Below are 24,964 nucleotides of genomic sequence, written 5' to 3'. Positions count from 1 at the left end.
GCTTCGCATGAGTGAGTCTCCCGCGCCGATAACCAAGACCGTCGTCATCGGTGCCGAGCCGGCCAAGGTCTGGCGGATACTGACGACGCCAGAAATGATCCCGCAATGGATGTCCGACGAGGAGTTGACCGTCAGCCTGCAAGGACAGGCCGGCGGCGCGATCGTGATGCGCGGACTGCTGCACGGAGCGCCGTTCGAGAATCACGGCACCATCCGCGCTTTTGAGCCGGGAAGGAGCTTCGCCTACGACTACTGGAGCACGCTGTCGGCCTCGCGGCTGGCGGAGGTGCCCGAAAACCACACGGTGGTCAGCTTCGATCTGGCGCCGGCGGATGGGGCAACGCTGCTGACGCTGACGCTCAGCGACTTCGCCGAACCGGCGATCCGTCCGCATGCCAATCTCTACTGGGGGCCGACCTTGCAGATCCTGAAGGCGGTTTGCGAGCGCGCTTGAGGGCGGGCGTCTCCCCGCGGACGGTCGTCCCGCCCTTACTCTTTGGGGTGTCGGGCGAGAGCCAGCGCGCGGATGCGGTCGGCGACGGCGCTGTCGACCGGGTTGTAGACGGTCAGGCTCAGATCCGGCCGGCCGTCGACCGCGAAGCCCGAATATTCCAGCTCGATATCGCCGAGTTCCGGGTGCTTCAGGCGCTTTGTCCCGTCGCCGTGGCTGAGCACGTCGTTTGCCCGCCACAGGGCGGCAAACTCGGGGCTGGCGCTGCAAAGCTCGTCGACGAGTTCGCGCACCTCGGAGACAGCGCCGGCGCGTGCCGCATCGGCACGGAACGAGCCGACCACGAAACGAGCGAGGTTTTGCCAGTCGTGCTGCCTGGCGCGGATATGGGGACTGAGGAACATGAAGCGCAGGATGTTGCGCTCGCCCTCGGGCAGGGCGCTGTAGTCGGTCAGCACGACCCGCGCGGCGCGGTTCCAGGCAACGACATCCCATGTGGCGGTCCTGACTATGGCGGGGCTGGCATCGAGCGTGTCGATAAGGCGCTGCAGCCGCGGGCTGACACCCTCGGCACCGGCGTAGCGGACCTCGGGCGGGCGCCCCAGCCCGAGCATGAAAAGATGTTCACGCTCCGCCTCGGTCAGCAGCAGCCCCTTGGCGATGCGATTGAGGACATCGGCCGAGGGCGCACCGCCGCGGCCCTGTTCCAGCCATGTGTACCAGGTCGGGCTGATGTTGGCGCGCTGGGCGACCTCTTCCCGGCGCAGTCCCGGCGTGCGTCGGCGGCCCGAAAAGCCGAAGGACGCCGGATCGAGCCGCGTGCGCCGGTCTTTGAGGAACGCTGCCAGTGAGCCAGCGGGACTGGAGGGCATCCTGTTAGCCATTATACCATGATAAGGTCACTACTTTAATAGAATAATAGACCAGCAATATTACGCAGGCAACTGTGCAGGAGATTTTGCATGCGTATCTTTCTCACCGGCGCGACCGGTTTCATCGGTTCGGCGATCGTTCCCGAACTCATCAAGGCGGGCCACCAGGTGGTCGGCGTGACCCGCTCCGACGCCGGCGCCGAGGCGCTCGTCGCGGCAGGCGCCGAGGTGCATCGGGGCACCCTCGAAGATCCCGAGGGGCTGCGCGACGGCGCGGCGAAGGCGGAGGCTGTGATCCATACGGCGTTCGACCATGATTTCTCGCGGTTTGCCGAGAATTGCGAAAAGGACAAGCGCGTCATCGCCGCTCTTGGCTCGGCACTGGCCGGCTCCGACCGGCCGCTGGTGATCACCTCCGGCGTCGGCATGGGCAGCCCGGGACATGGCGAACTGGCGATCGAAGGCGTCTTCAACCCCAGCCATCCCAATCCGCGCATTGCCTCCGAACTGGCCGGCAATGCCTTGCTGGAGGCCGGCGTCAACGTGTCGGTGGTGCGGCTGCCGCAGGTCCACAACCCGGTCAAGCAGGGCCTCATCACGCCGCTCATCGAAATCGCGCGTGAAAAAGGCGTTTCGGCCTATGTCGGCGAAGGCCGCAACCGTTTCTCCGCGGGCCATCTTCTCGACGCCGCGCGCCTTTACCGGCTCGCCGTGGAAAAGCGGCGGCCGGGCGCGCGCTATCACGCGGTCGGCGAGGAAGGCGTCGAGGTGCGCGCTATCGCCGAGGCGCTTGGCCGGGGCCTGAAATTGCCCGTCGTTTCCATCGCGCCGGAAAAGGCGGCGGAGCATTTCGGCTGGATGGCGATGTTCGCGCCGATGGATCTGCCGGCCTCCAGCGCGCTGACACAGGCACGATTGGGCTGGCACCCGACCGGCCCGACGCTGATCGCCGATCTCGACGCCATGCGGTATTGATGCGCCTAGCAACGTTTGAGGGGAGCCGAAGTCTCTGAACTTCGTCATCCCTGGGCGAAGCAGGAGCGCAGCTCCGTCGCGGAGACCCTGGGATCCATGCCGCGACCTTAATCATAGGGTGCAGCGGAGCAGAATTCTGCACTGCTGCGGGGCTTCCGAGTCCCGGCATGGATCCCGGGGTCTGCGCTGCGTCGCTTCGCTCCTTGCTCCGCCCCAGGATGACGACTTTTCGGGATCATGCTCCAGGGCTGACCGCGTAGCGCAGATGGACGAGCCCATGCGCCAAGGCCTCGCAGCTCTTCAGGGACAACTGCATCTTGCCTGCCAGGCCGCTCTCGCCGAGCTCGGCGAAGCCCTGGTTCGCGGCGCGTCCGTCGATCGCGGGCGCCACGAGAAGGCTCAATTCATCGACGAGCCCGGCGGCGAGGAAAGAACCGTTGATGCCGGCGCCGCCCTCGAGCAGCAACCGGCTTATGCTGAGTTCGCGGCCGAGCACCTCCAGCATCGCCGCGAGATCGATGTCCGCCGCTTCCGACACGATATAGGACACGCCGTCGGCGGCAAGCTCGGCCAGATGGCTGTCGGCGACGTCGCGCCCAAGCAGCACCACGACGTGGTCGCCACCGATGTCGGGTTTGGAAAAGTGAAGCTTGCCCGAGGCATCGAGCGCCACGGCATAGCTGCCGGCACCACGTTGAGCGAAATGATGGGGTCGGTCGACCCTGCCGACATTTGCCGGTGGGTGCGCGGCGGCCTTGCTCATTTCGGCCATGGTGACGCGGCCGACGATCCAGGCGTCGCCCGCCATGTCGTTGTGGATGTGCTCATAGAGGCTCGACCACTCAGCCCGTGTCCCGTCCGGACTTGTCGTGTAGCGGCTGGGGTGGAGGCTGCCGTCGAGGGATGCCAGCATATGGCAGATGATTTGCGGCTTCATGCGCGTTTCTCATGTCGGGGGTTTCGAAAGCTCAGGCTCAAGTCCTAACTAGCGCTGGGCCGAAAGAATGGAAGCAGCGAACAGGCTATCGGTCCGGCCACACACCGCTTGCGCGCATATCGCGACAATGCAAACTCGCGCCGTAACCCTTTGTTTTCTTACGCGGCGTATCCACAAGGGCCGTATCGCATATGGCGATGCACAATGGACGCGTGAAGAATGGGTTCACCCTGGTCCGAATTGCTGGCCAATCTCGCCGTCGTGGCGATGTTCGTTTCCGTCTGGATCCACACCCATGTGTGGCTGGACCGCAAGGCGGCTTTGACCCGGGCGACGGCTTTCGGCATGCTGATGGGCGCCGGCGCCGTGATCCTGATGCTGACGCCGATGCAGTTACAGCCTGGCCTCTTCGTCGATCTGCGCGGCACGATGATCGCACTGGCGGGCTTCTTCGGCGGCCCCGTGGCCTGTGTCATCGCCGGGCTGGCCGCTGTCGCGTTCCGTTTCCATGAAGGCGGTGTCGGCGTGTTCGCCGGCGCCATGGGGATCTCGATCGCCACTGCGATCGGCATTGCCGGCCATGTCGCCCTGCGCGGTCGCGCGCCCGGTCGCGTCGACATCCTGATCCTGGCCGCAACGGCCGCCGCCAGCTCGCTGCTCGGCCTGCTCGCCCTGCCACAGGAGATCATGCAGGCGGTGCTGCCGCAAGTGGCGCTGCCGACGTCGCTGCTGATCTTTCTTTCGATCATGCTGTCGGGTCTTGCGCTCTACCAGGAACGCCGCCGCATCGAGGCACTGCAATCGCGGCGCATCTACAAGGCGGTCGTCGAGGCGCTGCCCGATTGCCTCAATGTCAAGGATCTGGAGGGTCGGTTCATCGCCGCAAATCCGGCTACCGCAACGCTGATGCGCGCCGCGGATGCCAAGGCGCTGATCGGCAAGACCGATTTCGATTTCTTCCCACAGGAAACCGCCCGAAAATTCCACGAGGATGAGTCCGCCATTCTCGCGGCCGGCGTGCCCTCCACCATTGAGCAGCGCCTTCATCACGAAGACGGACCCGACGGATGGCTGTCGACACTGAAAGCGCCGTTCCGGGATCAGAGCGGAACCATTGTCGGGCTGATCACGCACAATCGCGACATCACCACGCGCAGGCGACTGGAGGACGAACTGGCTGAAAGCCGTGTCCGGCTGGCGGACGCCCTGACGCATATGGCCGACGGCCTGGTGATGTTCGACGGGGATGGCAAGCTGGTGCTCAGTAACACCCAGTACATTGCCATGTTTCCGCAGACGGCCGACATCCGGCTGCCCGGCGCCGATTATCGCGATATCCTGCGCATCTCGGCCACGCGCGGCGAACAGGCCGTGCCGCCCGACAGGATCGAGGATTGGATCGGCGGCATTGCGGCGTCACGGAAGCTTCCCAGCAACCGCCAGGAGATCAGGCTTTCCGACGGGCGCTGGCTCGATGTCAGGACGAGGCCGACTAGCAATGGCGGCAGCCTCAGCGTCTATTCCGACATCACCGAGGCCAAGCTTGTCGAGGCTGAGTTGCTGGCAGCCAACGAGAAGCTGAACCTGCTGGCCAACCGTGACGGCCTGACCGAACTGCTGACGCGCCGGGCCTTCGATGAAGCGCTGGCGCGCGAATACGCACGCGGCAAGCGGAGCATGGCGCCGCTGAGCCTGCTCATCATCGACGTCGACTGGTTCAAGCGGTTCAACGATCATTACGGCCATCCGGCCGGCGACGAGTGCCTGCGTGCCGTCAGCGGCTGCATCAAGGCCACGGCTCGGCGGCCGGCCGATGCGGCCGCCCGCTACGGGGGCGAGGAGTTCGCGCTCATCCTGCCTGAAACCGATGCGCGCGGCGCATTCGTGATCGCCGAGAACCTCAGAGGCAAGGTTCGCGATCTAAGGCTCGCACATGCCGGCAGCGAAAAAGGCATCGTCACGGTCAGCATTGGAGTGGGGACTTTTGGTCCCGGAGCCCCGATCGAGATTGCCGATCTGCTCAGGCGTGCCGATGAGGCGCTCTACGGCGCCAAGGCTGCCGGACGGGACCGGGTCCACGGCTGGCGCCCGCATGTCAGCGAGCCGCTCGCGACAGGCGCACGACGTCGGCCGTGAGCAGGGGCGGGGCCAGTCTCCGGTGGTGGCGCCCATGCCCGCAATTCAAAAATCCGACAATTCCGATAAATTGCTCCGCACCTCTGTTATATCGATGTTGCACAAATGGTTGACCCTGGGTTAGCATCCCCAGGCAGGCGTCGTGGGAGGCTCTTTTTACAGCGGCGGCCGGCTGGAGCGGCATGCGTTTTCGGGCGCAGGGAGGATGCTCCAACACTTTGAACCGACGCATGATCCTTCCTGAAACCGGCCCGGTTTCCGGGGCCGTGCGTTCTTGTGGAGGAGGATCCCATGAACAGACGTGAATTCCTGCTGTCGTCCGCGGCTTTCGGCGCCATGATGGTTGCCGCGCCTTCGGTGTTTGCGCAGGACAAGCTCACCATCCTTGGCTCGGTGCCCAGTCTCGGCTTTCCGTTCTTCGTGCACATGCTGAACGAGATCAAGGCGGAAGCCGCCACGCAAGGCGTCAATTTGACCGAGAGCGACGGCCAGAACTCGGCCACCAAGCAGACCGCCGACATCGAGGCCGCCCTGGTGCAGAAAGTCAACGCCATCGTCATCTCGCCGCTCGACGTCAACGCACTGGCGCCGGCCATCGAGGAAGCGGTCAAGGCCGGCGTTCCCGTGGTGACGATCGACCGCCGCGTTGACGGCGTCGAGGGCATCCTGGCCCATGTCGGCGCCGACAACGTCAAGGGCGGCGAGGCGGAAGCCAACGCCGTGGTGGCGGCGTTCCCCAACGGCGCCAAGCTGTTCCATCTGCAGGGCCAGCCCGGGGCCGGCCCGGCGATCGACCGCAACAAGGGCGTGCACAATGTGCTCGATCCCTTGAAGGACAAGTATCAGATCGTCTTCGAGCAGACCGCCAACTTCGCCCGCGCCGAGGCGCTGTCGGTGACCGAGGCCGGCCTTGCCGCCAATGGCAAGCCCGACGCCATCGTTTGCGCCAATGACGACATGGCGCTGGGCGCGATGGAGGCTTGTGCCGCGCGCAACTTCACCGACGTCAAGATCTACGGCTTCGATGCGTTGCCGGAAGCGCTGGTCGCTATCCGCGACGGCAAGCTTGCCGGCACCGTCGAGCAGTTCCCCGGCGAGCAGTCGCGCACCGCAGTGCGCATCGCGGTGGCCTTTGCCAAGGACAAGACCGAGCCGAAGGAGAAGCTGGTGCTTTTGACGCCGATCGTCATCGGCAAGGACAATCTCGACAAGGCGGAGCGGATTGGCGAGACGAAGTAGGCTGTGAAAGCTGGGCGCATGACGGGTGGAGGTCGCGTTCTGTCGCGCCCCTCTCCGTCCTGCCGGACATCTCCCCCACATGGGGGGAGATCGGCCGTTGCCTCGGCTTTCGCCAATCGCCAGCCTTCAAGAAGAGGCGCTGCCGGCAAAACTGCCAATCTCCCCCTTCGTGGGGGAGATGTCCGGCAGGACAGAGGGGGGCGCTGTCCCGCGGCCTGCCGCAATCCGGGAGCAACCCTTGCCAGCTGAAGCCGCATCGCCCGAACCCGTCCTGCTTGCCGTCGAGGGCATCACCAAGCATTTCTCGGGCGTGACCGCGCTCAGCGATGTCTCGCTCGATATCCGCCCCGGCGAAATCCTCGGCCTGCTGGGCGAAAACGGCGCCGGCAAATCGACGCTGCTGAAAATCCTCTCGGGCGTCATGCCGCCATCCAGCGGGCATATCATCTTCGACGGTGCCGATTACCATCCATCGAGCCCGCAGGATGCCAAGCGGCTCGGCATTGTCACCATCTACCAGGAACTGAGCCTGATCCCGACGCTGACTGTGGCGGAAAACATCTTTATCGGCCGCGCGCCGATCGGTCCGCTCGGGCTGGTCAGTTGGAGGCGGATGGAGCAGGACTCCCGCACGATCATCGCCCGCGTCGGTCTCTCCATAGATCCGATGACGCCGGTGTCGGCGCTGTCGGTGGCCGAACAGCAACTGGTCGAGATCGCCCGCGCCCTGTCGCTGAAAAGCCGGCTGATCATCATGGACGAGCCGACCTCGGCACTGACCGAGACCGAGGTGCAGCGGCTGCTGTCGATCATGGACCGGCTGCGCAAGGACAAGGTCGCCATCATGTTCGTCACCCACCGGCTGGAGGAGGCCTCCGCCATCTGCGACCGCATGACGGTGCTGCGCGACGGGCGGCTGGCCGGACATCTCGACCGCGAGGGCGGACCGATCGCATTGCCCAAAATCATCGAGAAGATGGTCGGCCGCGCGGCGTCCGAGCTCTACGCCCGGCCGGCGCAGCGCTCGGTTGCCGGCGATGTCGTGCTGTCGGTGCGCGGCCTGCGCACCGTGCGCGACCCCGAGGCGCCCCACGCCATCGTGCTCGACGGCGTCGACATCGACCTCAAGGCCGGTGAAATCCTCGGCGTTGCCGGGCTTGTGGGGTCCGGCCGCACGGAACTGGCGCGCGCCATCTTCGGCGCCGACCGCATCGCGGCCGGCACCATCACGCTCGACGGCAAGCCGATCGCCCCGGCATCACCCGCGGACGCCATTGCGCTCGGCATCGGCCTGGTGCCGGAGGACCGCAAGCACCAGGCGATCTTTGCCGCGCTGGGCATCCTGCCGAATTTCTCCATCGCTTCGCTGGGCAGCTTCAGCAACGGTTTCGGCTTCATGGCCGAGCGGCGCGAGCGCGATGCGCTGTCCGGGTTTCGCAAGATGCTGTCGATCCGCATGGCTTCGGCCGAGCAGGCGATCGAAGGCCTGTCGGGCGGCAACCAGCAAAAGGTGATCCTGGCGCGCTGGCTGGCGCGCGATCCGAAAGTGCTGATCGTCGACGAGCCGACGCGCGGCGTCGATGTCGGCGCCAAGACCGAGGTGCACCAGATCCTGGTGCAGCTTGCGGCGCGCGGCATTGCGGTGATGATGATCTCGTCGGAACTGCCCGAGGTGCTTGCGGTGTCGGACCGCATCGTCACCATGCGCCGGGGACGCATCACCGGTGAGATGCCGGGCGTCGAGGCAAACGAGGAAAGACTGATGGAACTGATGGCACTCGACCGCAAGGAGACACTATGAGCGTGGCGGGGGAACAGGATCAGCGCGGCGGCATCAACTTCGCGCGGCTTTTGATGAGCTTCGGGCCGCTGCTGTTCCTGGTGGCGCTGATCATCGTCTTCACCGTGCTGAAGCCGAGCTTCATGGACCCGATCAACCTGTTCAACATCACAAGGCAGATATCGATCACCGGGCTGATCGCGCTCGGCATGACCTTCGTCATCCTTACCGCTGGCATCGACCTGTCGGTCGGCTCGCTGCTCGCCTTCTGCGGCATGGTCGCCGCCGTGGTCGCCAAGGGTGGCTCCGCCAACACGCTGTCGCTGTCGACGAGCGGCACGCAAGGGTTTGGCTGGTTCGCGGCGCTGCTGGCCGCCGTCGTGGTGGGCGCTGCCGCAGGCGGCGTGCAGGGGCTTGTCATCACCCGGCTGAAAGTGCCGCCTTTCGTCGTCACGCTGGGCGGGCTGACGGTGTTTCGCGGGCTGACGCTGACCATCTCAAACGGCGGCCCGATCTCGGGCTTCGACGCCTCGATGCGCTGGTTCGGCACCGGGCTGATCGGCCCCGTGCCGGTGCCGGCGCTGATCTTCGCCGCGGCCGCCATCCTGTGCCACATCGTGCTGCGCTACACCCGCTACGGCCGCGCCGTCTATGCCGTCGGCGGCAATGCCGAGGCGGCAAGGCTGTCGGGCCTGCGCGTCGACCGCATCCTGGTCTCGGTCTATGTCATCGTCGGCTTCTTCGCCGGGCTCGCGGCCTTCGTGCTGTCGGCGCGGCTGAATTCATCGGAAGCGGTCGCCGGCATCGGCTACGAGCTGACGGTCATTTCGGCCGTCGTCATCGGCGGCACCTCGCTGTTCGGCGGCATCGGCTCTGTCGGCGGTACGGTGGTCGGTGCGGCCCTGATCGGCGTGCTGCAGAACGGGCTGCAGTTCAACAACGTCTCTTCCTACACGCAAAGCATCGTCATCGGGCTCATCCTGATCCTGGCGGTGGCGTTTGACCGGTGGCTGAAGTCGCGGGTGCGAAGGTAGGGACGGAAGGTCTGCGCTTACCCCCCCTCTGTCCTGCCGGACATCTCCCCCTCAAGTGGGGAGATCGGATGTCATGACTGCTTTCGCTAATTTTCAACGTTGGAGAGAAAGCGGCGAGGACGAAGCTGCTGATCTCCCCCCTTGAGGGGGAGATGTCCGGCAGGACAGAGGGGGGCGCCTCGCTCTGCCCCCTGGCAGGAGACCCCACCCCCTTCCTTGCAAAACAATCATGCTTTGCTAGAAAGGTTTTGGCGGGTGGCATCGTGAGAGAACCTCATGTTTGCCGATATCATCAGACCGATCACCCTAGGTTTTTCGCTGCTGCGGCGGTTCTGGCCGCAACTCATGGCACTCGTGCTGGCCGGCGTGCTGGTCGGCGATCTCCTCATGCAGCTCGCGGCGAAGGTGGCGCTGGCCAATCACTTCGCCGGGCTGGCGATGCTGACGCTGGTGGCACTGGCGCAGCTGGTGGTGACGGTGGCGATGTTCCATGTGCTGCGCCCCGGCCTGCCGTATGTGCTGGCCGCGCAGCGCGGCGCCGACAAGGCCGCAACCGCCGAGGCGCGAACGGAGCCGGGCGCGGGAGTGGACCGGCGCGGCTCGCGGCTGGTGCGGATGATCACCATCGCGCTGCTGCCGTTCTTCGCCTACTATGCCGCCTGGGGATTTTTGGGCGATATCGTGCGGCAATATTCGCGCGCGACGCTCGACCAGGCCGATTTCGGCCAGAGCGCTGATGTGCTCGACGTACTCGATTCACGCTGGCTGCTCGTCTCGGTGGCGGTGTCGTGGCTGATCCGCCGGCTGGCCAAGTTCATGCAGGCTAAAACAAGTGCCGCGTCGTTCTGGCAGATCGTGGTAGTGATCTGCGAGACCAACTGGATCTTCGTTGGCCTCTATGTGATCAGCCGCTGGAAGGACTCGGCGCTGCAATGGCTGATGAGCCGCAATTTCTGGTCGGCCCTGCAGGCCTCAGTGGACGGGCTGGCGAACCCGGTGCCGATGGCTTCGGCCGCACCCATGGTGCCGGTCGAAATCACCTCGATCGCGCCGTCGACGGTTGCCGTCAACCTGTTCTTCTTCATGCTGCTGCCGCTGATCTGGCTGGTGATGGCTGCGCTGATCTATGGCTATGACGTGCGCGACGATGCTGCCCTGATGCGCGTGCACGGCCGGCTGGAGCGCGCCGGCCAGCGCTATGCCGGCCTGCCGAAATTCCTGCGCGATTTCGTCGAGCATTTCATCGCCGGCTACCGTTCGCGCTATCTGCCGATCGCCAACGGCGTGCGGCTGACGGTCAGCTCCAGCCTGGTGCTGTTGTGCACGCTGGTCGTCGGCTACCGCTTGCTCGACTGGGGCGCTGCCTGGCTATGGCTGGGTGCGACGCGGCTGATCGGTCCCCATGAACTCGATATCTGGCAGATTTTTTCGCACGGCGTGACGCTGCTGTTCGGCAGCCCGTTCCAGGATTCCTCCACCGGCATCCTGATCGAGCCGCTGCGCATATGCTTTCTCGCCGCCGTGCTGGAGACGGCGTTTTCGATGGCGAAGCGGGCGGGGGCGAGGAACCAAGCCCTGGGAGGACGGCTCACTTCGGCGGCCTCTGAAAGCGCAGGAACCACGGCCGCTCGCTGCCCAGGCCAACGGCCGGGCGGATGGTCTTGACGGCATCTTCGGGCACGATGAAGGTTTCGCCAACGGTGATCACGTCGCCTTTCTTGGCGCCGGAGAAGATCGCCGAGGTGCAGTTCATCACGCCGTCCGGCAGGCTGACACCGCTGATGAAGTCCGGTAGCCAGCGGCGGCCCGCGGCATCGGTCAGCATTACCTTGCAGCCCAGCCACTGCTTTTGCAGATCGGGGTCACCGACCGTCACGGAGAAGGTGGCGATGACGGCGAAAGTATGCTCGGGCAAGCGGCCGGCCTTACCGCCGCGCAAATCGGCCAGCCGCCACTCGCTGCCGCCGAACGGCACGGACTGGCCAAACTCGACGTCCCTGGCGATGAGGTCCTCGCCACGCAGCCATTCACGGACGCTGTCATAGCTGGTCTCGGCCAGCGTCAGCGGCAGCAGGATAGCGAGTGCGACGAGGCTGCGCCGGCGCCCTTTTTTCTCAGCCTGCCGGTCATCGCCGGCTGGTTCGAGGTCAGTCGAAACAGCGCTCATGACTTGCCTTGAACTGATGGCACGGCAGCGTCCATATCGTATTCCGGCAAGACATCCGCAGGCTGGCCATCGGCGCCGATCGGCAATGCGTCGAGGCTGATGCGGGCCTGGGCGTCGAGCGGGGCGAACTGGCGCGCGGCGATAAGCACGCTGGCGCCGCGGATCTGGTCCGGCGGCACCTCGAAGACGAACAGGCCGCTTCTGTCCAAGCCCGGATCGACGGCATGCGGCGGCATGTCCTGGCGATAGCTCAGCCGCTCGGTCTGGTGGTAGCGCAGGCCGGTCGGGCCCTGCCAGGTGCCGTCGGCGACCGTGGTGGAGGTGCCGGTGGCGGCGAGATTGGTCGTCGCCACCGCCCACAGGCCGCTGGTGGTCAAGAGCCTTTCCTGTCCGAACTGTTCGGTCTTCAGCGTGCGGGCAAAGACCACCTTGTCGAGGCGGACATCGAAGCTGCGCGCCCGCACCGTGTCGTGCATGGCGCCATCGATGGGGATCGGTGCGGTGAGCTCGGCATAATGCGGCTTCGACACCTGCATGCCGTAGCTGAGCGCCACGGTGGCGGCGAGGATCGCGAGATTGCCGATGGCCCGGATTTTCATGAGCCGCTCTCGGGCAGGTCGGCGACCGGCATGGTGACGGTGCCGAGCCGATAGGGATTGAACCAGCCGGGCGTGCCGTAGAGATTGTCGCGCGGCTTGAAGATTTCGGCGGTGATGCCGAAGCTTAGGGTGGCCGGCACGATGGCGTCGCCGGCAAGCGGCCAGACGTAGGCCATGCGCTCGGTCATGCCGGGATGCAGTTCCGGCGTCAGCGTCTGATCGCGGGCAAGCGCGATCATCGGCATGGGATCGGGCAGGTCGATCCCGTCCGGCTTGAAGACGTTGAAATAGGCCTTGTCGGATTGCGCCGTGCGATTGGTCAGATCGGTCTCCAGTACCAGCGCCTTCTGGCCTGGTTTCAGCGCCACGCCATAGACCTTGGCGCGGCTGACATAGGCGCGCGCCGGCTGGACCCACCAGCGGCCGGCATCGATGGCGGCATCGGGCGGCAATTGTGGCGGGGCGTGGGCGGGCAGGGCGCCGAAGGCCCCCATCAGGCCGGCCACAAGCAGGGCGGCGATGGTTCCCGCGCCGGCCGTTACCCAGGTCTGAAATCTTGAACGGGCAGTCTTGAACATTCCAAACTATGCACGTCGAACGATCAGCCACCCCTGTGCAGTCTAGAAAGAAAAAATTGCTGATGGAACCCGCAAATGGCTGGTCCAGCCCTCACGCTGCTTCGCGCGCCCACAGAAAATGGCCGTACCGTCGAAAGAAGCGCGCCACGAGCCGCTGATGCTTGGCCCTGACCAGGTCGGGCAAGCGCCGCTCCTGGCGCCAGCGCGGTATGTTGCGCCAGCAGGCTATGAAGCGGGCGGCGTCCTCGATGGCCTCTTCCGCCGAGAGCGCCGGGCCGATCGCGGCCAGGAACAGCGCTTCCGACGGTTTCAACTCGTCGATCACCGCCTTGCGCCTGACGTGATCCTGACGGGCGTGGGCGATGCCGTTGCGGCGGATGGCTTCGAAGGCTTCAAGCAGGGCCAGGCTGTCGCCGGCGTAACCGCAGGAGCGGGCAAAATCGGCGGCGTCCATCGGCACTCCCGGATTTGATGTGGCGGTGGGGGCACGCCCGACTCACATTTACGAGTTTATAGAAGCATAACTCAAACATATATAGAAGAAAAACTTTTGGGACTGTTTGAAAACTGCGACTCGACTCCCAGCGCAAAACACAGGAATATACGAACAAATCAGGAACAAAGACTAGGCAGGGGCGATGGCATTACCGGGCAGGGAACCAACAATCGCACATGTCGCCTCGATCTCGGTCGAGTGCGCGGATTGCGGCCGCAACAGGTGGTGGCGACCCGATCAGATGAAGCGGTTCGGGGTGACGGGGAATACGCCGCTGTCCGCTCTGTCGGGCCGCATCGTCTGTTCGGCTTGCCGCGCCGACGGACTGCCGGGGGCGACCGTTACAATCCAGGCGGCATTCATCGACGAGCGCCAGCGCGTGCGCAGTGAGGCGCGAATGCTGAGCGACCGCGAGGCGCCGCTGGAGGGATCGCGGCGGGCGTAAGGGGATGGGTTGGCGCTGGTTCCCTTCTCCCACCAGGGGAAAGAAAAAGGCGCTAATACCCCAGCAATTCCTTCAGCGGAATCACGCGCCAGACATGTTTGATGGCGTAGCGGTTGAAGGTCAGCGTCTTCGGCGGGTTGTACTGCTCGACCACCAGTTCGCCCGCCGTGCGCTTGACCAGCTTCTTGATGAAGGCCTTGCCGTTGCGCTCGTTTTCCTCCGGGAAGGTCTCGATCACCACATGGTCGCCTGGTACGGCGTCGCGACCGCCGCAATAGATCAGGTCGCCTGGCTCGTAACGCGGCACCATGGAATCCGAGAGCACGTGCAGGGCGAACACCTTCGGCAGGTTGCGCACGCCCGGCGGGCGCTGGACGTAACCCGCCGGCTCGCCGTTGAAGGTGAAATCGCCATCGTCGCCGCCGACGGCCGCGCCCAGCACCTCGATATCCATCGATCCCGCGGGTAGCGGACCAGCATCGGTGACGATCTCCGCATCGGCGACCGGTCCGGCATCGTCGAGAAACACGACCTGCCCTTGGCCCAGTGCCACCGGGTCAACGCGCAGGAAGGCGGCGGTCTTCAGGAGGTTCTCGGTCTTGGGCAGATTGCGGCCGGTTTCCCAGTTGCCGACGGCGGCGACATCGGTGTCGTTGTGCTCGGCGATGTGGCGCATGACCAGGCCGCGCTGCTTGCGCGCCTTGCGGATCGCCGCCCCGACCTTGATCGACAGTTCCGTTCTTGCCATGGCGCCCATGTGAGCGATGAAAGCGGCTCTCGTCTATGAAAGAATGGCTTGCATCTATTTTTGAGTTATGCTTATATCTGGTCATGCAAAACCTGTCCAGCTTTGATGGCGCCGAGTCGCCGGCCTCACGCGAGGCATCCGGCGGTCATAACCGCCGCCCATTCCCTTCCGCCCCGGCCGTTCTCCTCCCCGGCCGGGATGAAGCCCGAGGCTCGGTGCTTGATCGCACCGGCCTCGGGTCCGGTCCGCCTGTCTCTGGCGACCGAAACGGCCGGAGCCGCCGCTCCCAGCGGCTTCGGCCCCCAATTCGACCGACATGGCGCCGACGCTATTTTTTCGGCTGGCCGATCCTGCATCCGCACCGAGGACGGCACCGTCATCCTGTTCGACAGGCCGACGGGCAGGGCGGTTTCCGCCCTGGACAGAAACACGGCCGAGGCGCGGCTTCTGCACCTTGCCGGCGGGAAATCGGCCCAAGCCGGCTGAGGCTGGCCGGCTGACAGCCGGCTCTTGAAAAACAACCTGACTGCGGCCCGGCCACCGGGTCGAACCCTTGACGCTGCCCGACGGCGCGCGGCCGAACTTTGGATGGAACTGGATATGGCAAGCTATAGCGACGCGGAATTGCACGAGATCGCCCGCTGGCTGAAGGACGGGCTTTCAGCCTCCAGGATTGCAGTCGCGTTCAGCGCGTTGCGCGGCAGCCCGGTGTCGCGCGACGCCATCATCGGCATCGTGCACCGCAACGCCATGCTGGGCGCGATCGGCTTTGCCAATGGCAAGGGGGCCCCGCCGCGAGCCAGGCAGGCAGTGGGCAAGCGCGCTGGAAGCAAGCGGGCGAGTGGCGCGCCGGCGAATGCGACGCCTGTCGTAGGCAAGACGGATGGCGTGCTTGCCGCCAAGGACATCCATGCGCGTGAAGTGGCCCGGCCCAGGCGCCATTCGTTCGTGCGCGAGGCGGGCGTGCTGATCGCCGACGGCGTAGCCTATCGCCTGGAGCCGGCACCACCGCGCGCGGCCATCGGCCGGCAGCCGCATGGCGTGGCCATGCGTTTCATCGATTGCCTGTTTTCACGCTGCCGCGCGCCGCTGGATCTGACGGTGGAAGTGGATCCGGACATTTCTATTGTCGAAGAGGGCGCGCCAGGCAGCCGCCCGGACGCCGACATGCTGTGCTGCGGCATGCGCACCAAAGGGCTGAAAAGCTATTGCGCCTATCACGAGGCGCGCTTCCAGCGCCGCGGTTTTGTGGCGATGGGGTGAGGCTTGGTCTCTTCTCCCCGTTCGCGGCAGGGCTATCGCATATGGATTTTTGCGAAGAAGAACCCCCACCCTAACCCTCCCCACAAGGGGAGGGAACGCTGCCGCGTGCCTTTAATTCTTCTTTGGCGCTGAAAAGACAGGCGATTTGCGCAGGCTGGCGCCAACGGAAGTCTCCCTCCCCCTTGTGGGGAGGGGTTAGGGGTGGGGGTCCGTGCCGGGCAGACATTTCAGGAACTCCATATGCGATAGCCCTGCCGTTCACGGGGAGAAGGTGCCGGCAGGCGGATGAGGGGCAGCGCTGACGAGGCAGGATTGAAAGCTGACATGAAATTCAAGCATCCGATTCAGATGCCAGTTACCGAAGCGCTGGCGCCGCCCCTCATTGCCCTGCTGGGCGTTCGTTGTTCGAAAAGCCAAGCAATTGGCTTTTCGTCCGCTGCGCGGACCACACCTCACCCCCGTAAACGGGGAGAGAGAAGCAAAGCCCTATTTCGGCATCTGCCGTCCCTGCTTGGGCGTGCGGCTCTGCACGCTCCGTGCGTCCATCACCATGGCCGGGTTGCCTTCGTCGACCAATATGCCGGTCACCCGGGCGAAGCCGGTAAACACCTTCATGGCGTCGGCTTCGGAAATCTGCGCGGCGATCGCCGCGCTACAGGCGTTCAGCGCGCTGCGGTATACATGGCCGCGCCGCTCCAGCGGCCAGCGCTGCAGAAAATCGGCGGCTTCGCTGACGCTGTCGATCTCTTCGATCTCATCTTCCACCCGCACTTTGAGCGGCAATCCGGTTTTCATCGTACCCACGGCGTTCACCTTCGCTTTGCGCGCGGCTCCAGCTACCGCACCCATAAACGCGCCCCGCTGGCGGGCGGTTGCATCAATTTTTCGGCCGGCGCCCGCTCCTCACGGGCTAGCCACCGCATCCAGCCAGTCATGGGCGCGGCTTTTGGGCTTGGCCACCAGTATGTTCTGCTGCTTGGCCGCCCTGGTGAAGGCGTCGAACGCAATGCGCTGGCAGCAAATGCCGTCGACGGCGAGCGCAACCAGCCGGGAAGCCTCGACATAGCCAGGTGCTGTCTTGTCGGGCCATTGGTGGCGCAGGGCCTCGGCGGCCCCGGCCACCGAACTGACCAGCATGGTTTTGTTATCGCAAAAGCGCACGGTAACCGGCATGAAGGCTGTCATCGGCGAACCTCCCCTTGGCATGGACGCGACATAACGTCGAAAACTCGCGCCGGTTCCATCAGCCTGGATGCCGGGGGCAAGGATGCTGGCGCAGCGGCGTAGAGGCGACGACCTCCGGTGCATTGAAGGCCAACCGAACGGCGGCCCGCTCCGCCCACTTTGCCATCCTCCATCATCCCAACCCAACCAGGAGCCTCCCATGAGCAAAAAGACCAGGTCCGCAAAACCGCCGGCGCCGAAATTGCCGAAGGGCGAGGCCGAGCAGGTGCGCATACGCCGCGAGATCGGCCATGATTTCGCGCTCAGGGATGACGCCTTCGGCCGCAAGCGGCTGGCGGCGGGCACGCTGGAGGCTGCCCGTGTTTACGAAGTGTCGAATGACGGCTACGCCGCCACCGGCGGCATCGTGCGGGTGCGCGCCATCGATGCGCTTGTCGGCATCACCTCGCTGTCGCGCCAGCAGCGCGAGGCAGGCCTGCGCTACCGCGAGGATTTCCGCTGCAGCCAGCAGGCTGATGTCAAGCCGATGCGCTGGACCGAGCGCGTCGACGGCAGCAGCGATGGCGGCGGCATCGCCGACAGTGTGCTCGACGCTGGCAGGGCCTATGCCGCCGCCACAAGAGCGCTAGGCCATTGGGAGGTGGCCGCCGTGGTGCGACAAGTCTGCTGCGCGGACGGTTCCCTCAAGCGCCTGTCCGAGCAGACCGGCGAGGGCCGGAATGTGGTGACAAAGCTGCTGAAGGTGGGGCTGGATCTGCTGGCGGTGCATTACGGGATGATGACGAGGCGGTGAGGGGGTGAAATGGATCCGACCGGCGATGCCGCCGGATCCGTGATCAAGCCCGTTCCACAGATTCGCAAGATGTGATGAGCAATGCGGACCGGGCGCAGAGGCGCCTAAAACAGCGCCCTCTCCAATGGCCCCGCCAGCGTCTCGGCAAAGCCCGTCGCCAGATGGTGCCTGTCCCGAAACGCCAGCTGGCCTGATATGACGACGTGGCAGGTGGTCGGGCCGCAGAATTGGTTGGTGAGGTCGATGTAGCGGGTGTCGGGCACGCTGGTCACCACGGCGCGCTCGGCGGCGGCGGTGCTGTCGTTGGCGGCTTCGGCCCTTGGCGTGTCGCAGTGCGGCGAGGGGGCTTCGCGCCACCACAGGGTGCGCGCCACGCAGGAGCCGGCGAAGCTGGCGTTGATCGGCGTGTCGCGGATAACAGCGGTCTCGACACCGGCCCGGCTGAAGGCCTGCAAGGTCGAGCGCAGGCCGGCCTGCCAGCGCGCTACTTCGGCGGTGCGTTCGGCGGCGGGCAGGTCGCGGGTCAGATTGCCGATGGAAAATTCGGAGATCACCACCAGGCGCGGCTTGCGGCGGATAATCTCCGATATGGCCTGCTCGCGCCAGGCGTCGCATTCGGTGTAGTCGCGCTTCAGCACCGTGTTGAAGGTGGAGAGCCGCGAGGCGCGGCACGATGACTTGAGATAGGTGACCACTTTTGTGTCGTTGCGGCTGGCTGCTTCGATCAGCGGTGTCGACCAGTGGTCGGCATGCGAATCGCCGAACAGCACGATGGTGCGGGTGGCGTCGGCCGGGCCGAACATGCAGGGTTTCGGCGTCACCGTTTGGAAGTCGGCCAGGCAGTTCTTGTCGACGGCCCGCGCGATGGAAGGTCTTTCGACCGCCTGCTCGATGCCGCGCTGCTCGGGGCCGATGTTGCGCGTGGCCAGATGCGCGTTGGCATAGGCGACCGCCACGCCGGCACCGGTCAGGGCGAGCGCGGGAACCAGCACAAGGCCGGGAAAAGCGCGAAGCGGTTTTGCGCCTGGAATGACCTTGGGAAAGGCGCGGGCGCCCACCGTCGGCCAGGCGCCGCGCCGCGCGGGGTCTTCGATCAAATGATAGGTGAGCACCGACAGCGCCAGCGCCAGCACGCCGCAGCCCAGCCGCTGCGGCACGGAAAGATCGGGCGCCAGCATCCCGGCATAGACGATGACCGGCCAGTGCCAGAGATAGAGCGAATAGGAGAGCGTACCGATCCATTGCAAAGGCGGCATCGACAAAGCGGCGGCCGGTCCAAGGGCGTGCCAGCCGGTCCGCCCGTTGGTCTGCTCCCCACCTGCGCCGCCCAGCAGCACCAGCACGGTGCCGGCAACCGGCATCAACGCGTACCAGCCGGGGAAGGGCAGGTCCTCGCTCAACAGGAGATAGGCGGTCGCGATCAGCGCCAGGCCGACCCAGCCAAGTGCGGCCCGCAGCCAGATGCGATGCTGCAGCAAAGTCATGGGGACCAGCGTCGCCAGGCCGCCGGCGGCGAACTCCCAGGCGCGCAGCGGCGAGAAATAGAAGGCCCAGGCTGGTGCTGCGCTGGTCAGCCACAGGCAGGCGGCGAAGGAGGCAAGGCCGACCACGCCGATCACGGCTGCGGCCGTTCGCCTGCCCGGCCGCAGCCAGGCCGCCAGCAGAAGCAGCGCCGGCCAGGCCAGATAGAACTGCTCCTCCACCGACAACGACCAGAAGTGGATGAAGGGATTGGCGGTGGCGTCGGCGGCGAAATAGTCGAAAGACCAGCGCAGCAGCCACAGATTGATGGCATAGGCGGAGGCAAACATGGCGCCGCGCGAATAGAGCGCCTGCTCCTGCGGCGCCAGGATGAAGTAGCCGGCGGCCAGCGTAACCAGGATGACGAACAAAGCTGCCGGCAGAAGCCGCCGCGCGCGCCTGGCATAGAAGCGCCAGAGGTCGAGCCGGCCGGTCTCGCCGATCTCCTGCATGAGGTGGGTCGATATCAGCCAGCCCGAGATGACGAAGAAGATGTCGACGCCGGCAAAGCCGCCGGGGAGCGCGGTGAGGCCGAAATGATAGGCGACGACGCCGCCGACGGCGAGCGCGCGCAATCCTTGTATGTCCGGCCGGAACGATGCTGCCACGACGGCTCCCTCGTGCAAGCCCAGCCCCTGTGCAATGTCGGCAGGGCACGCCGATATCGCAATGCAACAAATTTATCGCAGTGCAACATAGTACAATTCCGTCGCAGTGCAACATAGCAGGAATGGAAATGGCCGCCGCGCCGGCCGGGCTCGGTCCCTTGCGTGGCTGGCTTGTCCGCGCGCCCTGTGGCGGACGCGAAACAGCCCCGCGAAGGGGCTGTTTCTCATCGGTTCGCTGGATTGCTACTTGCTGCCGCCGTTCGCTTTCACGCTGCTGCAGAATTCGGGATGGCTGTTGGCCGCTGTGGCGTCCTTCGACTCGTCCTCGCAGGCCTTCATCATCGCGGTCTGGTCGTCCGGCGCAAGGGCCTTCCAAGCCTTCACGAAGTCGTCGTTGCCGACCATCGTCTTCATGCCGCTATCGGTGTAGAAGGGCTGCATCTTGGCCGGATCGTCGAGAGCCGACGTGCCGTTGTTGCCTGCGGCAAGCGCCGAGCCGGCAACCATCGAAAGCGTCATCGCGCCGAAGCAGATCATCTTGATGTTCATGGCGTACTCCTCCTGTTGCTTTGGGATCGTCGAAGCAACGATCAGTTGGAGAACGACAGGTTTGGGCGAAAGTTCCGGCATTTTTTGCGTAAAAATCCCGAAACGAAGAAAAATATAGTCGAAAAACTTGAAACTTTCCCCGATTTTTCCCGAAGAAAGCGAGTTTAGCGGGTCTCTCGTGCCAGACTGACCACCAGCCGATCGACGCTGGGGTCGTCGAGACTGACGATATGGGCCATCAGCATCGCTCGCCTCATGCTGATCCTGGTGACGTCCTGCCGCATGATGACCGACACAAAGGCCGGCCCCGATCCGGTGAGGACGATCGCCCTGCCGACCAGAACCGGTTCGGAGATGGGAGCCCACTGTACGGTCATGATCGAGGGCTCGCTTGTCTGGCGGCGGTTAATGCCTGTGAAATAGATCCAGTTCAGGCGCGAGATCGCCACGCCGTAATGGTTGCCGGGTATTCTCGAGCCACCCTGGCCATCGCCCGGAGCCCAGCGCGTCACCCGCCTGAAGGTGACGAGATCGGCCTCGCGCCGCACGAAGGTGACCGAGCGCATCAAGAAGTCGGGTCGGCCGGGGATCGAAAAATAGGTGAAATAGGTTCCTCCGGCGATGGCGGGCGACGGCGGCCGCACCATGTTCTCGTACAGTGCCTGGCGTAGCGTTGCGTTGCTGTCACCGTTGGCTGCCGCGGCGGCCGGCTCGCGATACAGCTCATCCTCGTCGATCTTGAAATAGTCGCAGATCAGCCTGGCGGTGGCTTTGTTGGGGACCGCTTTGCCTTGCAGATAGCGCTCGAACTGGGTGCGGTTGATGCCAAGCTCACGGCACACCGCGCTGACGGAAGCGTGGCGTTGGACCAGCCGCCTGAGATTGGCGGCGAGATTCTCGCGAATTGGCACGACATCTCCCCGACAGACGTACGGACCAGTATTCAAGCGATGGCTTATATACACTTGCATGCCGTGGCGGCGGCGCGAAGATGGACCTTTGGCCAATAGGCAACGACCCGGTGCCGCGTAGACTGTACGATTCTGACAGTCCGGCTATGCAAGCCGTGTAAATGGGCGTATTTCGATGGCAAGAGCGCCTCAGATCGGCCTCTCGACATCCTGCAATGGAGGGCGGTTTGGATCATACCGGCCTGGTCGAGCTTCTGGACTATACGCAAGCCCAATTGACGAAGATCCGCCAGGCGGTCGCGGCCAGCGATCACGCCGGTGCCATGTTCACCATCGACTGCCTTGTCGGAGCGGCGGCCGAACAGACGAAGTGCAAGCTTGCAAGTCTGGAGCATGCCGGGTTGCCGATAGCCAAGGATGGACCGATAGGCAAGAATGGGCCGATGGACAGGGATGGGCCGATTGGCCGGGGCGCAATTGAAGGAGGGGTGGCACCGCCTGGCAAAGCGACATCGGGCAAACCGGATGCCGGCGGCAACCGCTCCTGATCAGGCCGCGCCGATCTCGCCGATCAGCCTTGCATATTCGGCCTCGGCTTCGCCGTAACTGCCATTGGCGAGTTCCAGCAGCCCGGCGCGGTCACGAATGACGATCTCGCCCCGCCGCGAGCGGATCAACGCGCGGCCTTCGAGCAATTGAAGGGCGACGGTGACGCCTGGCCGCCTGACACCTAGCATGATGGCCAGGAATTCGTGGGTGATGGCGAGATGTTCGCCGGGCACGCGGTCGTCGCACATGAGCAGCCAGCGCGCCAGACGCTCCTCGAGCTTCAGCCGCGCGTTGACGAGCGCGGTGCAGCCGGCCTGGGTTTGTAGCGCGTTGACGAAGCGCAGCAGGAACATGCGCAAGGTCGCACTTGCCGCCAATGCTGCCTTGAAAGCGCCGGCTTCAATGCGGATCGCCTCGCCTTCGAGTTGGACATAACAGGCATGCGGCGCACGGTCGTCGCCCATCACCAGGGAGTATCCCGTCATGCCTTCGAAGCCGATGAAGCCCACTTCGGCCTCTTGGCCGCTCGTCGTGCTGGCGACCACCGAACCGATGCCCTGTTCGATGAAGTAGACGGCCTCGATCGGAACATTGGGGGTCACAAGCATCATGCGTAGCGGCAAGTCGCAGCGCTGTATGTGCGGCTCGAGCGATGCCAGATCATCCGCGGGCATGCGCCGCAGCAGTTGGTTTCGGTATTGATGGTTTTTGGTGAGATCAGACATGGCGTGGCCCAATGCAGGGCAAGAGCCATCCAATCTCCCAGCCGTCCGTGCCCGTAAAAACGTACGGACGATCGGCTATGTATAGGGGCTCTGAACGCAGAAAGATATCAATGCGATATGAAATTCGAAGCACGGCGCCCCCCAACGCCCGTTCGCATATGAAAAGATCGGCCTGAATGTTAGTGTCGGAAACGTACCAAGCGCCACTTGGTACAAAACCGACATATTTCTTGAGAGCGCCGGATCACGGCGACGGTCGATAAAATCCCGCCGGCTGGTGACAAAGTCGCCATGTCGCGCTGGGCCTGCGAACCGTCGAAAAAGAGGGGGCGGACCGGCGGGAGGATTGTACGATACTTACTGTGATGAAGGCCGATGTTGACTCTTGCTCAGCCCGATTTCATTTTTGACCCACAGCGTCTAAAGCGCATCGCGTTTGATCGGATTCATGCGATGCGCTTTGGGTCTTTGTCCATGCATGTCGTTCTCCCAAAACCGAGGTCACTTTTGGGCGACATGGACTAGGAAGTGGTCGCTGCTCCGAAAGGGGCTTCTTATGTCGAGCTTTCATAAACGCATTCCCGGTTTCTATCCTTCCGATCTGCAGCTGTGCCAGCGCGTCTTCAATCGGGTCTGCCTGGAGCGCAACCTTGACCGCATGTCGGAGGAGTCGGACGTGCAGCTTCTGGCAGCCACGGTGTTTTCGCTGTTCCAGAATGGCTGCCGCAACGAAGGCGAGTTGCTTGAGAGTTTCAGGCGGACCCGCCAATGACCAAGGCCAGGATCACGTCGGCGGCACCGGCAGCCGAAAACGAACCTTACGACGCTGCGGTCTTCGCCCGGAAATACGGCATGTCGCGGAAGGCCGCGGAGGTCGTGCTGTCCGCGAACGGACCGTCCAGAACGGCTTGTGACGCTGCCGCCCGCTCCTTCATGGAAGCGGTCGCGCGCAGGGCGAAGAGTAGCCATGGACACTGAAGCTGCGCCTGGAGCGACTGCCGTCTCGCCGCCGACCCGCGGGCGCGTCCAATGCTACCTTCATCGAACACCGTGAGGCGTCAGCCTGTCGGGCCTGTCGGCCCTGTCACGCCTGAAGTGGCCTGCTGCGCCGTCACGGCGGAGAGCTTCTGCCGTTTGTGCAGCATCGGCTTTTCATAGATTTTCTTCATGTTCATGGCCTCCCTCCGCAAAGTTCGATTGCGGCAGCGTCATCGCCGGCCGCGCTCTCTTGTCAAGCCGACCTCCCGACCTCGTCGAGGGTCGGCCAACCCGAACGAAAACCCACACCTCAATTCCGGTCGGCCGGCTTGGAACGCATTCGCGAAACCGTCTCGCGCTCGGCGCGCTTGGAGCGCAGCGGCGGCAGGCCGCGGTCGATCAGGTCCATGTCCTCCAGCACCATATCGCCCATGCGCTTGAAGGCGATGTCGAGCGCGCCGGCGCGGTGAGCCGAGCGCAGGAAGCCGGGCAGGGCGCGCACCGGATGGTCCCGCGCCAGCGGTTCTTCGGGGAAAACGTCGCTGGCGGCGACGATGTGGCCGCTCTTCACCGCCGCCATCAGCGCTGGGAAGTCCACCACGCCGGCGCGGCTGAGCAGGATGAAGGCGGCGCCCTTGCGCATTGTCGCGAAGGCTTCGGCACCCAAAAAACCCTGGTTCTCAGAGGTCACCGAGGCGACGACGAAAACGAAGTCGCTGGTCGACAGCACTTCGTCCAGCGAGGCCGGCTCGACGCCATTGTCGATGAGGATCGATGGCGGCAGCCAGGGGTCGAAGACTTTGGTGCGGGTGCGGAAACCCGACAACAGCCGGTTGAGCGCCCGGCCGAGATCGCCGAAACCGATGATCCCGACATCCGCGCCGGACAGGAGCCGCGCCGTCTGGTTGCCGTCGCCGCCCCACAGTTCCTGTCCCTGGCGGAAGGCGAGGTCGGCATCGACGATGTCGCGGGCGAGGTTGAGCGCCATGGCAAGGCCAAGCTCTGCGACCGGCTCGGCGAACACCAGGCCGGTGGTGACGACATGGATGCCGCGCGCGAACAAGGTCTCGTAGGGCATGTTGTTGATGAGGTTGGTCTCGACATTGAAGACGCAGCGCAGCGCCTTCATCCGGTCGAGCGTTTCGGACGATATGGGCGGCTGGCCGATGATATAGCGCGCCTCGGCCAGCACGTCGGCCGGCAGTTTCGCGACGCCGTCAGCGGTCGTCTCGACAATGCGATAATGGGCCTTGAGCCGCGCCAACTGCCGGGCTGTGAAGATCAGGTCGAGCGTGCGTGGTTCCGGCGCACTGATGACCAGCGGCAAGGCGCTGTTGGACATGACTATTCCCTCTGTTCCGATGGCCAAAATACCTTGGATGAAACGATTTACAACATCGCGCGGAGAGCCGAGTAGAGCGGGAT

General features: G+C 64.7%; 29 protein-coding genes. 14 read left to right on the top strand and 15 right to left on the bottom strand.

From position 1 onward, the window contains the following. Positions 1 to 7: 7 nt before the first annotated feature. Entirely contained in the window at positions 8 to 454 is a 447-nt protein-coding gene (locus MESCI2_RS0103195) for an SRPBCC family protein (RefSeq protein ID WP_027035288.1), read from the top strand. 35 nt (positions 455 to 489) lie between these two features. Here MESCI2_RS0103195 and MESCI2_RS0103190 read toward each other — a convergent pair whose 3' ends face one another. Further along, complete coding sequence (locus MESCI2_RS0103190) at positions 490 to 1,323, bottom strand: helix-turn-helix transcriptional regulator (RefSeq protein WP_032900300.1); 834 nt, start codon at positions 1,321 to 1,323, stop codon at positions 490 to 492. 90 nt (positions 1,324 to 1,413) lie between these two features. On the opposite strand from MESCI2_RS0103190, the gene MESCI2_RS0103185 reads away from it, so the two are divergent. Beyond that, positions 1,414 to 2,298, top strand: coding sequence for an SDR family oxidoreductase (locus tag MESCI2_RS0103185; protein WP_027035286.1), 885 nt, complete (start codon positions 1,414 to 1,416; stop codon positions 2,296 to 2,298). A gap of 235 nt (positions 2,299 to 2,533) precedes the next feature. Here the strand turns inward: MESCI2_RS0103185 and MESCI2_RS0103180 are convergent, their stop codons facing one another. After that, complete coding sequence (locus MESCI2_RS0103180) at positions 2,534 to 3,235, bottom strand: RibD family protein (protein ID WP_027035285.1); 702 nt, start codon at positions 3,233 to 3,235, stop codon at positions 2,534 to 2,536. 219 nt (positions 3,236 to 3,454) lie between these two features. Between MESCI2_RS0103180 and MESCI2_RS0103175 the strand changes: the two genes are divergently transcribed. The 5 genes from MESCI2_RS0103175 (at position 3,455) to MESCI2_RS01000000134160 (ending at position 11,089) form a co-directional block, all read left to right on the top strand. Further along, positions 3,455 to 5,371: a diguanylate cyclase gene (locus MESCI2_RS0103175; RefSeq protein WP_027035284.1), complete on the top strand. Its 1,917-nt coding sequence runs from the start codon at positions 3,455 to 3,457 to the stop codon at positions 5,369 to 5,371. Positions 5,372 to 5,662: 291 nt separating this feature from the next. Next, complete coding sequence (locus MESCI2_RS0103170) at positions 5,663 to 6,610, top strand: substrate-binding domain-containing protein (RefSeq protein ID WP_027035283.1); 948 nt, start codon at positions 5,663 to 5,665, stop codon at positions 6,608 to 6,610. A gap of 238 nt (positions 6,611 to 6,848) precedes the next feature. After that, positions 6,849 to 8,411, top strand: a complete 1,563-nt coding sequence (locus MESCI2_RS0103165; protein ID WP_027035282.1) for a sugar ABC transporter ATP-binding protein — start codon at positions 6,849 to 6,851, stop codon at positions 8,409 to 8,411. Then, positions 8,408 to 9,424, top strand: coding sequence for an ABC transporter permease (locus MESCI2_RS0103160; RefSeq protein WP_027035281.1), 1,017 nt, complete (start codon positions 8,408 to 8,410; stop codon positions 9,422 to 9,424). Before MESCI2_RS0103165 ends, MESCI2_RS0103160 begins: the two co-directional genes overlap by 4 nt. A 276-nt stretch (positions 9,425 to 9,700) precedes the next feature. After that, positions 9,701 to 11,089 (top strand): hypothetical protein, encoded by a 1,389-nt coding sequence (locus MESCI2_RS01000000134160; protein ID WP_245270202.1) that lies wholly within the window; start codon positions 9,701 to 9,703, stop codon positions 11,087 to 11,089. On the opposite strand, the gene MESCI2_RS0103150 is transcribed toward MESCI2_RS01000000134160, so the two are convergent. From MESCI2_RS0103150 to MESCI2_RS0103135, 4 genes are all read right to left on the bottom strand, one after another. Next, a complete protein-coding gene (locus MESCI2_RS0103150; RefSeq protein WP_027035280.1) occupies positions 11,013 to 11,591 on the bottom strand; it encodes a hypothetical protein in 579 nt (192 codons plus the stop codon). The genes MESCI2_RS01000000134160 and MESCI2_RS0103150 overlap by 77 nt on opposite strands. After that, entirely contained in the window at positions 11,588 to 12,190 is a 603-nt protein-coding gene (locus MESCI2_RS0103145) for a hypothetical protein (RefSeq protein ID WP_027035279.1), read from the bottom strand. Before MESCI2_RS0103145 ends, MESCI2_RS0103150 begins: the two co-directional genes overlap by 4 nt. Further along, the gene (locus tag MESCI2_RS0103140) at positions 12,187 to 12,768 is read right to left on the bottom strand and encodes a hypothetical protein (RefSeq protein ID WP_027035278.1); all 582 of its coding nucleotides are present in this window, start codon (positions 12,766 to 12,768) and stop codon (positions 12,187 to 12,189) included. The genes MESCI2_RS0103145 and MESCI2_RS0103140 overlap by 4 nt, the downstream gene beginning before the upstream one ends. A gap of 91 nt (positions 12,769 to 12,859) precedes the next feature. Further along, on the bottom strand, positions 12,860 to 13,222 hold the full coding sequence (locus tag MESCI2_RS0103135) for a hypothetical protein (RefSeq protein ID WP_027035277.1): 363 nt from the start codon (positions 13,220 to 13,222) through the stop codon (positions 12,860 to 12,862). 184 nt (positions 13,223 to 13,406) lie between these two features. Here MESCI2_RS0103135 and MESCI2_RS0103130 point away from each other — a divergent pair, with 184 nt between their 5' ends. Beyond that, positions 13,407 to 13,709, top strand: a complete 303-nt coding sequence (locus MESCI2_RS0103130) for a hypothetical protein (protein ID WP_027035276.1) — start codon at positions 13,407 to 13,409, stop codon at positions 13,707 to 13,709. Between the two features lie 52 nt (positions 13,710 to 13,761). On the opposite strand, the gene MESCI2_RS01000000134155 is transcribed toward MESCI2_RS0103130, so the two are convergent. After that, on the bottom strand, positions 13,762 to 14,466 hold the full coding sequence (locus tag MESCI2_RS01000000134155) for an XRE family transcriptional regulator (protein WP_032900299.1): 705 nt from the start codon (positions 14,464 to 14,466) through the stop codon (positions 13,762 to 13,764). A 210-nt stretch (positions 14,467 to 14,676) separates the two neighbouring features. Between MESCI2_RS01000000134155 and MESCI2_RS01000000134150 the strand changes: the two genes are divergently transcribed. Both MESCI2_RS01000000134150 and MESCI2_RS0103110 read left to right on the top strand, forming a co-directional pair. After that, positions 14,677 to 14,943, top strand: coding sequence for a hypothetical protein (locus MESCI2_RS01000000134150; protein ID WP_245270201.1), 267 nt, complete (start codon positions 14,677 to 14,679; stop codon positions 14,941 to 14,943). A gap of 114 nt (positions 14,944 to 15,057) precedes the next feature. Next, positions 15,058 to 15,720: a GcrA cell cycle regulator gene (locus MESCI2_RS0103110; RefSeq protein ID WP_027035274.1), complete on the top strand. Its 663-nt coding sequence runs from the start codon at positions 15,058 to 15,060 to the stop codon at positions 15,718 to 15,720. A 486-nt stretch (positions 15,721 to 16,206) separates the two neighbouring features. Here the strand turns inward: MESCI2_RS0103110 and MESCI2_RS0103105 are convergent, their stop codons facing one another. Both MESCI2_RS0103105 and MESCI2_RS0103100 read right to left on the bottom strand, forming a co-directional pair. Beyond that, complete coding sequence (locus tag MESCI2_RS0103105) at positions 16,207 to 16,569, bottom strand: DUF982 domain-containing protein (protein WP_027035273.1); 363 nt, start codon at positions 16,567 to 16,569, stop codon at positions 16,207 to 16,209. A 54-nt stretch (positions 16,570 to 16,623) separates the two neighbouring features. After that, positions 16,624 to 16,905, bottom strand: a complete 282-nt coding sequence (locus MESCI2_RS0103100; RefSeq protein ID WP_027035272.1) for a DUF982 domain-containing protein — start codon at positions 16,903 to 16,905, stop codon at positions 16,624 to 16,626. A gap of 199 nt (positions 16,906 to 17,104) precedes the next feature. On the opposite strand from MESCI2_RS0103100, the gene MESCI2_RS0103095 reads away from it, so the two are divergent. Continuing rightward, positions 17,105 to 17,698: a DUF6456 domain-containing protein gene (locus MESCI2_RS0103095; RefSeq protein WP_027035271.1), complete on the top strand. Its 594-nt coding sequence runs from the start codon at positions 17,105 to 17,107 to the stop codon at positions 17,696 to 17,698. Positions 17,699 to 17,802: 104 nt separating this feature from the next. Here MESCI2_RS0103095 and MESCI2_RS0103090 read toward each other — a convergent pair whose 3' ends face one another. From MESCI2_RS0103090 to MESCI2_RS0103080, 3 genes are all read right to left on the bottom strand, one after another. Then, entirely contained in the window at positions 17,803 to 19,827 is a 2,025-nt protein-coding gene (locus MESCI2_RS0103090) for an acyltransferase family protein (protein WP_027035270.1), read from the bottom strand. Positions 19,828 to 20,070: 243 nt separating this feature from the next. Beyond that, complete coding sequence (locus MESCI2_RS0103085; RefSeq protein WP_027035269.1) at positions 20,071 to 20,376, bottom strand: hypothetical protein; 306 nt, start codon at positions 20,374 to 20,376, stop codon at positions 20,071 to 20,073. Positions 20,377 to 20,540: 164 nt separating this feature from the next. Then, the gene (locus tag MESCI2_RS0103080; protein WP_027035268.1) at positions 20,541 to 21,287 is read right to left on the bottom strand and encodes a helix-turn-helix domain-containing protein; all 747 of its coding nucleotides are present in this window, start codon (positions 21,285 to 21,287) and stop codon (positions 20,541 to 20,543) included. 227 nt (positions 21,288 to 21,514) lie between these two features. Between MESCI2_RS0103080 and MESCI2_RS0103075 the strand changes: the two genes are divergently transcribed. Then, complete coding sequence (locus tag MESCI2_RS0103075) at positions 21,515 to 21,835, top strand: hypothetical protein (RefSeq protein WP_081738612.1); 321 nt, start codon at positions 21,515 to 21,517, stop codon at positions 21,833 to 21,835. Here MESCI2_RS0103075 and MESCI2_RS0103070 read toward each other — a convergent pair whose 3' ends face one another. Continuing rightward, positions 21,836 to 22,561, bottom strand: a complete 726-nt coding sequence (locus MESCI2_RS0103070; RefSeq protein ID WP_027035266.1) for a Crp/Fnr family transcriptional regulator — start codon at positions 22,559 to 22,561, stop codon at positions 21,836 to 21,838. 556 nt (positions 22,562 to 23,117) lie between these two features. Between MESCI2_RS0103070 and MESCI2_RS0103060 the strand changes: the two genes are divergently transcribed. Then, entirely contained in the window at positions 23,118 to 23,333 is a 216-nt protein-coding gene (locus MESCI2_RS0103060) for a hypothetical protein (RefSeq protein ID WP_032900298.1), read from the top strand. Further along, positions 23,330 to 23,539: a hypothetical protein gene (locus MESCI2_RS0103055; RefSeq protein WP_027035264.1), complete on the top strand. Its 210-nt coding sequence runs from the start codon at positions 23,330 to 23,332 to the stop codon at positions 23,537 to 23,539. The genes MESCI2_RS0103060 and MESCI2_RS0103055 overlap by 4 nt, the downstream gene beginning before the upstream one ends. Positions 23,540 to 23,619: 80 nt before the next feature. Here the strand turns inward: MESCI2_RS0103055 and MESCI2_RS1000000136485 are convergent, their stop codons facing one another. Together MESCI2_RS1000000136485 and MESCI2_RS0103045 are read right to left on the bottom strand one after the other, a co-directional pair. After that, complete coding sequence (locus tag MESCI2_RS1000000136485; RefSeq protein ID WP_346557995.1) at positions 23,620 to 23,736, bottom strand: putative RiPP precursor; 117 nt, start codon at positions 23,734 to 23,736, stop codon at positions 23,620 to 23,622. Between the two features lie 113 nt (positions 23,737 to 23,849). Then, a complete protein-coding gene (locus MESCI2_RS0103045; protein ID WP_027035263.1) occupies positions 23,850 to 24,881 on the bottom strand; it encodes a hydroxyacid dehydrogenase in 1,032 nt (343 codons plus the stop codon). Between the last annotated feature and the right edge of the window lie 83 nt (positions 24,882 to 24,964).

Origin of the sequence: Mesorhizobium ciceri WSM4083 (genome assembly GCF_000519305.1) — a bacterium.
Lineage (GTDB): Bacteria > Pseudomonadota > Alphaproteobacteria > Rhizobiales > Rhizobiaceae > Mesorhizobium > Mesorhizobium ciceri_B.
This window is presented reverse-complemented; position numbering and strand designations above follow the sequence as displayed.